The organism is Acidovorax sp. CF316 (assembly GCF_000276605.1).
GTDB lineage: Bacteria > Pseudomonadota > Gammaproteobacteria > Burkholderiales > Burkholderiaceae_C > Acidovorax.
Window position 1 is genome coordinate 24,020 of the sequence record NZ_AKJX01000279.1, and the last position, 6,811, is coordinate 30,830.

The 6,811-nt window shown below is 70.0% G+C and carries 7 protein-coding genes; 2 read left to right on the forward strand and 5 right to left on the reverse strand.

All coding sequences use genetic code 11. The annotated features are described in order from the left end of the window. The first annotated feature begins 4 nt into the window (after positions 1-4). Positions 5-937 carry a dienelactone hydrolase family protein gene (locus PMI14_RS31315; RefSeq protein WP_035206388.1) on the forward strand — a complete coding sequence of 311 codons (933 nt, stop codon included), beginning with the start codon at positions 5-7 and terminating at the stop codon, positions 935-937. A gap of 39 nt (positions 938-976) precedes the next feature. On the opposite strand, the gene PMI14_RS31320 is transcribed toward PMI14_RS31315, so the two are convergent. From PMI14_RS31320 to PMI14_RS31340, 5 genes are all read right to left on the reverse strand, one after another. Then, entirely contained in the window at positions 977-2,023 is a 1,047-nt protein-coding gene (locus tag PMI14_RS31320; RefSeq protein ID WP_007861461.1) for a GGDEF domain-containing protein, read from the reverse strand. 40 nt (positions 2,024-2,063) lie between these two features. After that, the gene (gene trmB / locus PMI14_RS31325; RefSeq protein ID WP_007861463.1) at positions 2,064-2,867 is read right to left on the reverse strand and encodes a tRNA (guanosine(46)-N7)-methyltransferase TrmB; all 804 of its coding nucleotides are present in this window, start codon (positions 2,865-2,867) and stop codon (positions 2,064-2,066) included. Further along, positions 2,825-3,772, reverse strand: a complete 948-nt coding sequence (gluQRS, locus tag PMI14_RS31330; RefSeq protein ID WP_007861465.1) for a tRNA glutamyl-Q(34) synthetase GluQRS — start codon at positions 3,770-3,772, stop codon at positions 2,825-2,827. Before gluQRS ends, trmB begins: the two co-directional genes overlap by 43 nt. After that, a complete protein-coding gene (locus tag PMI14_RS31335) occupies positions 3,769-4,917 on the reverse strand; it encodes an NAD(P)/FAD-dependent oxidoreductase (protein ID WP_108016500.1) in 1,149 nt (382 codons plus the stop codon). Before PMI14_RS31335 ends, gluQRS begins: the two co-directional genes overlap by 4 nt. A 75-nt stretch (positions 4,918-4,992) precedes the next feature. Continuing rightward, positions 4,993-5,931 carry a LysR family transcriptional regulator gene (locus tag PMI14_RS31340; protein ID WP_007861469.1) on the reverse strand — a complete coding sequence of 313 codons (939 nt, stop codon included), beginning with the start codon at positions 5,929-5,931 and terminating at the stop codon, positions 4,993-4,995. A 105-nt stretch (positions 5,932-6,036) separates the two neighbouring features. Between PMI14_RS31340 and PMI14_RS31345 the strand changes: the two genes are divergently transcribed. Then, positions 6,037-6,738 carry a pirin family protein gene (locus PMI14_RS31345; protein WP_007861471.1) on the forward strand — a complete coding sequence of 234 codons (702 nt, stop codon included), beginning with the start codon at positions 6,037-6,039 and terminating at the stop codon, positions 6,736-6,738. Positions 6,739-6,811 lie beyond the last annotated feature (73 nt).

The window sequence follows — 6,811 nt, forward strand, 5'->3', positions numbered from 1 at the left end:
GCCCGTGCTGACCACCATCGCCGTAGCGCCTGCCTTGCGTGCGGGTGCCCTGGGACTGGTCGGCCTTCTGTGGCTGGCATCGGCCCGGGCGCAGGCTCCGGACGCGGTCGAGCGGGTGCAGTTCCAGGCGCCCGCCGGTGACTCCGATGCGGCGGTGACCCTGCAGGCCTGGTGGTACCGCCCGCCAGCAGCGCTGCTCGCCCCTGGCACCAAGGATGCCGGCAAACCCTTGCCCGCCGTGGTCTTGCTGCACGGCTGCGGCGGCATGCTCAACCGGCGCGGCCAGCCGGCCGAGCGCATGCGCGAGTATGCGGCGCTGCTCAACGAGCAGGGCTGGCATGCGCTGGCGGTGGACTCATTGACACCGCGCGGCGAAAAGGAGCTGTGCACCCAGCGCATCGGCACGCGCAAGATCGACCAGAACGACCGGCGGCGCGATGCCCTGGCTGCCCTGCAGTGGCTGGCGGCCCAGCCGGGCGTGGATGGCCAGCGGCTGGCGCTGCTGGGCTGGTCGCATGGCGGCAGCGCCGTGCTGGCCGCCAGCAACCTGCGCCATGCCGACGTGGCCGCTGCCAAGGTGCTGCCGCGCCTGTCCGTCGCCTTCTACCCCGGTTGCGGCTCCGACCTGCGCGGTGGCTACCGGCCGGCGGCCGACACGCTGATGCTCGTCGGCAAGGCGGACGACTGGACACCGGCCGCCCCCTGCCAGGCCCTGGCTGCGCCACGCGGCGCGGCCCCGGGCAGCCGCGAGGTGCGGGTGCTGGCCTACGAGGGAGCCTACCATGGCTTCGACGGCACCGTGCCCCTGCGCCTGCGCACCGATGTGCCCAACGGGGTGTACCCGGGGCAGGGCGTGCATGTGGGTGGCCACCCGGCGGCGCGGGAGCAGTCTCGCAAGGCCTTGCTGGCTGCGCTGAACAAGGCTTTCGGCCGCTGACCTGCGAGGGCGAAGGCGGCCTGCGGCGGACCTCGTGGGTCAGAAAAGCTCGACGTCGTCGTTGGCGACCTTGGCGGTCAGGTGTCCGCCGGCCACCAGGTCTTCGTAGAAGCACACCTGGTTGCGGCCATGCTCCTTGGCGTAGTAGAGCGCCTGGTCGGCCTGGCCCAGGATTTCCACCGGCGAGCCGCGCGAGGTGCCGACGAAACCCAGGCTGACCGTCACGCGGCCGACCTGCGGAAAATCGTACTCCTGCACGGTCTCGCGAAAGCGGTTGAAGACCTTGTGCGCCCGTGCCAGCGTGATGTTGCGCAGCAGCACCACGAACTCCTCGCCGCCGAAGCGGAAGATGCGGTCGTGCGAGCGGAACGAGCTGCGCAGGATGTTGGCGATCAGGATCAGCACCTCGTCGCCGTAGAGGTGGCCGAAGCGGTCATTGACCAGCTTGAAGTGGTCGATGTCCACCACGGCCAGCCAGTTCTGCGCAGGCTCGCTTTCGGCGGTCACTTCCTCGTTGACCAGCGCCTCGGCGCCCTGGGGGCGGCTGCTGCTCAGGCCGCTGGCGGCGTTGCGCGAGAACTGTTCGTCGAAGGTCTTGCGATTGAACAGGCCGGTGAGCGCGTCGCGTTCGCTGTAGTCCAGCAGGTTCTGGTAGTTCTGGTAGACCAGGAACACGCCCTTGATCACTTCGAGCTTGTGGGCCGAGAACGGGCGCGACTGCGTGACCTCCAGGCAGGTGCTGACCTTCTCGTGCATCCAGACCGGCAGCCAGAGCGTGTGCCGTCCGGGGCGATGGGTCAGGGCGCTGTCGCCCTGGTTCTTCACGCACTCGCACAGTTCGGGGTACTGCTCCAGCAGCTCGCGCCGCGGGTCGGCCGCGGCCTCGGAGTCGGTGGAGACCAACTGGCCTTCCTCGACCCAGGTGCGGGGGCGCACATGGGCCACGCCCTTGTCGGTGAACAGCTCCAGCGCCCGGACCGCCTTGATGCCGCTGAGTTTTTGCAGGGTGGAGAGCACCGACACCTCCAGCCGCAAGTGGTCGCGGTGGCCGGTCATTTCAACCAGGTGTTGCAGGATGGGCTTCATAGGCGGGATGGTGGCGGTCCGGTGGGTGGGGCGCGGTCTTCTAGTTGCGCCGCACGAACACGATGTCCCAGACACCATGCCCGAGGCGCAGGCCGCGGTTCTCGAACTTGGTCAGCGGGCGGTAGTCGGGCTGCGGCGCGAAACCGCTGGCGGTATTGGCCAGCAGGGGCTCGGCACCGAGCACTTCCAGCATCTGCTGGGCGTAGGGCTCCCAGTCGGTGGCGCAGTGCAGGTAGCCGCCGGGCTTGAGCCGGGCGGCCAGCTTGGCCACCAGCGGCGACTGGATCAGCCGGCGCTTGTTGTGCTTGGTCTTGTGCCAGGGGTCGGGAAAGAAAATGTGCACGCCATCGAGGCTGGCCGGTGCCAGCATGTGGTCGATGACTTCCACGGCATCGTGCTGCAGGATGCGGATGTTGCCGATCTCCTGCTCGCCGATGCGCTTGAGCAGGGCCCCCACGCCGGGCTCGTGCACTTCGCAGCACAGGAAGTTGTCGCCCGGGCGCACGCGTGCGATGTGGGCCGTGGCTTCGCCCATGCCGAAACCGATCTCCAGGATCAGCGGGGCCGTGCGGCCAAAGGCGGCCGGGGCGTCGAGCGGGGCGGCGGCATAGGGCAGCACGAAGCGCGGGCCCAGGTCCTCGAAGGCCTTGGCCTGGCCCGTGGTGGTGCGCCCGGCGCGGCGCACGAAGCTCTTGATGGTCTTGGGGTAGGCAACGCCAGCGGGCGCAGCGCTGCCGGCTTGGGGCGCTTGGGCAGCAGTTGCCGCGCTGTCGGGGGCGGGGGAAAGGGATGGCAGTTCGGTCACGATGGGCCATTGTAGTTTCTGAACCACGCTGTGGCCCATTGCGCCAGCGCATCCCCGACGCAAGTGTTGTGCGGATGTGCCAGCGCCGGCAGGCCCAGGGCCCGTGCCGCCTGCTCCAGCGCCTGTACGGGGTTGCCGAGGTCCAGGGCCTGGGCACCGTTCTGCTTGGACAGCTTTTCGCCATTGTCACCGCAGACCAGAGGGGTATGCAGGTACTGCGGCGTGGACACGCCGAGCGCACGCTGCAGCAGGATCTGGCGCGGCGTGTTGTCGGCCAGGTCCTCTCCGCGCACGATGTGGGTGATGCCCTGGGCGGCGTCATCGACCACCACGGCCAGCTGGTAGGCCCACAGGCCATCGGCGCGGCGCAGCACGAAGTCGCCGATGTTCGCGGCCACATCCTGCTGCTGGGCTCCCAGGCGCCGGTCGGTCCATTCCGTCGGGGGCAGGCCCGCCGGCACGCGAAAGCGCCAGGACCGGCCGTCTCGCCCATTCAGGCCATGGCGGCAGGTGCCGGGATAGGGCAGGGCCGCATGCCGCTCGCGCGCATGGCCGAGCGCGAGCTGGGCTTCTTCGATGTCCTTGCGCGAGCAGGCGCAGGGGTAGGCCGCGCCTTCGGCCACCAGGCGGTCCAGTGCCTGCTGGTAGACGGCGCCCCGTGCGGACTGCCACAGCGGCGGTTCGTCGGGCACCAGCCCGCAGGCGGCCAACTGCTGCAGGATGAACTCGCCCGCGCCCGGGATGCAGCGCGGCGTGTCCACGTCTTCGATGCGCACCAGCCAGCGCCCGCCCCGCCCGCCGTTGAAGGCGCGGGCATCGAGCCAACTGGCCAGCGCGGCGACCAGCGAGCCCGCATGCAGGGGCCCTGTCGGCGACGGCGCAAAACGACCGGTGTAGCCCGCGCCGGGCCCGGGGCCAGGGGTCGCGTCCTCACCTTGTGTCATGCCACGGCGAGTGCCAGCTCCAGTCCTGACACGAAGGCATCTTCCAGGCGGTGGCCCAGGCACCAGTCGCCACAGGCGCCCAGGCCGATCTGGGCATCCCACAGGTGGCTGCGGCCCAGGGGATGCGTGGTCTGGGCGTAGCGCCAGCGCTGGGTCTGGGCGTGCGCGGGCTCGGCGCGGATGCCGGTCACCTCGGCAAAGGCCTTGATCAGCTTGGCCTGCACGCGCTCGGCATCGTCCTCGAGGTGCTCTGCCGACCAGGCGGGGCTGGCCTGCACGGTCCAGCGCTCCACGCTGGGCCGGCCGGGCTTGGAGGATTCGCGGGCCAGCCAGGCAATGCGGTGGTGCGTGCTGCGTGCGGCATTCCACTGCGGGCCCAGGGTGGTCAGGCCCGGGCGCACGGCCTGCGGGTAGGCCAGCATCAGCGTCCAGCAGGGGGCGATGGCGACGCTGGACAGGGCCTTGGTCAGGCTGCTGTCGATGGCCGAGGTGGACAGCAGGGCCTGGGCCGGCGTGGCGGGCTGGGCCAGCAGCACGGCATCGAAGCCGGCGTACACATGCTGGCCGCCATCGGGGCCTTCGGTGCGCAACTGCCAGCCGGTGGCGTTCAAGGCGTCGTGCTCGATGCGCGTGACGCGGGTGTCGGTGATCAGCCGGCCAGCCTGGGCCAGCGGTGCGGCCCAGGCGGCCACCAGCGATTGCATGCCGGGGCTGGCGACCCAGTGGGCTTCGCGCGTGGGCAGGCCGGCGGCGGTCACGCGGCCGGCTGCGTCGAGCACGCGCACGGAATTGGCGCTCCAGCGCTTGCACACGCCGGGCACGGTGTCGATGGCGCGCGCGAAACGCGCATCGCGCACGGTGAAGTACTGCACGCCGGCATCGAAGCCGCCAAAGGGCGAGTCGATGGTGGTCGTGCGCCCGCCGGCGGCGGCGGATTTCTCGAAGACGGTGACCTGGTGGCCCGCCTGCACCAGGGTGCGGGCGCAGGCGATGCCGGCCATGCCGGCGCCGATGATGGCGAAATGCCGGGGGGCCTTGGCGCCTCCGGTGGGTTTGCGGGGGGAGCTTGTCGTCGTGGTCGCCGCAGCAGGGCTGGGTGCAGGGCGTCGGGGCCGTTTGGCAGGGCGAGAAACAGGTTTGCTCATGGGAGGCCTTTCGGGAACGGTTGGCTGGAAAACTCCGACACCGACCACTCTACACGCCCCGCACAGGGCTGCGCATCAGAAATGATGGTGGTTTTCCAGCAGTGCGCGCCGCGTGGCCGGGCTTTGCAACTGGTTGAGCCACCACTGCAGCGCACGGCCCGGCGCGGTGAAGCCGGGGCCGCCCCAGGCATAGTTCACGCGCACCAGGCGTTCGGGCCGGGCCACCTTGCGCGCCACCAGGCGCCCGGCCTCCAGGTAGGGGCGTACCATGGGCTCGGGTAGAAAGCCGCCGCCCAGGCCGCGCAACTGGGCACGCACCTTGGCCTGCATGGTGTCCACCGTGAGCACGTCCTGCCCGCCCAGCAGGCCCATGGTGGCGCCACCGCGCAGGGCCGAGTCGGCCACGGCCACGGCGCGGTGCTGCAGCAAGGTCGCATCGGTGATCGGCTCGGGCTCGGTGGCCAGGGGGTGGTGGGGTGCCACCACGTAGATGAACAGCACGTCGCCCAGCGGCGCCTGCTGCAGCCCGGCCACGCTGGAGCCGGCGATGGTGACCCCCACGGCCAGGTCCGCCCGGCCCGAGGTCAGGGCCTCCAGTGTGCCGGTCATGATGCCGTCGCGCAGCTTCAGGCGCGTGGGCGGCGCCATGGCGTAGAACGCATCCACCAGCTCCATCATGGTGTGCGGCGAAATGGCGCCATCGACCGACAGCGTGAGCTGCGGCTCCCAGCCCGTGGCCACGCGGCGCACGCGGTGCGCCACGGCATCGACGTCCTGCAGCAGCCGCGCGCCTTCGCGCAGCAGCTCCACGCCGGCCTCGGTGGGGCGGGCCTGGCGCGCGCTGCGGTCAAAAAGCAGCACGTCCAGCGCGTCCTCGATCTGGCGCACGCGGTAGGTCAGTGCGCTGGGCACCAGGCCCAGCTGGCGCGCTGCGGCCGCAAAGCTGCCGGCCTCGGCGATCACCTGCAGCATGGCCAGGCTGTCGGGGGTCAGCACATCGCGCGGGTTTTGCATGGTGGTGCCATGTTAATTCAATTTTTTTGAACTATGCCATCAATATCCCAGCCCCCGGTGCCGGGGGGACAGGCCTACAGTCGAGTCTTGAAAGGGGCACACACCATGCTGACTGTTCGCAAATCCCAAGACCGCGGCCATGCCGACCATGGCTGGCTGCATTCGTACCACAGCTTCTCGTTCGCGGGCTACCACGACCCCGAGCACATGGGCTTCGGCAACCTGCGCGTGATCAACGAAGACCGCATCGCCCCGGGCATGGGCTTCGGCACCCATGGCCACCGCGACATGGAGATCATCAGCTACGTGCTGTCGGGCGAGCTGGCCCACAAGGACAGCATGGGCAACATCAAGGGCATTCCGCCCGGCGACGTGCAGCGCATGAGCGCCGGCACCGGGGTGCAGCACAGCGAGTTCAACCATGCCGAGGGCCAGACCACGCACTTCCTGCAGATCTGGCTGCTGCCCGACGTACAGGGCATCGCGCCCGGCTACGAGCAAAAGACCTTTACCGATGCTGAAAAGCGCGGCACGCTGCGGCGGGTGGCATCGCCCGATGGCGCCGAAGGCTCCGTCCAGGTGAATGCCGATGCCACGCTGTACGCCGGCCTGATCGATGGCAGCGAATCGGCGAGCCTGGTGCTCGACCCCGCACGCAAGGTGTATGTGCACCTGGTGCGAGGCAGCCTGAAGGCCAATGGCCAGGCCCTGTCGGCCGGGGATGCCGCGCTGATCGAGCACGAGACGGCCTTGGCGCTGACCGATGGCCGCGATGCCGAGGTGCTGGTGTTCGACCTGGCCCCCTGAAGTGAAGCACCCCCTGAGTCGCTCCGCGCCTTCCCCCTCTCTCTCCTCGCTGCGCGAGTCGGGAGGGGGACGC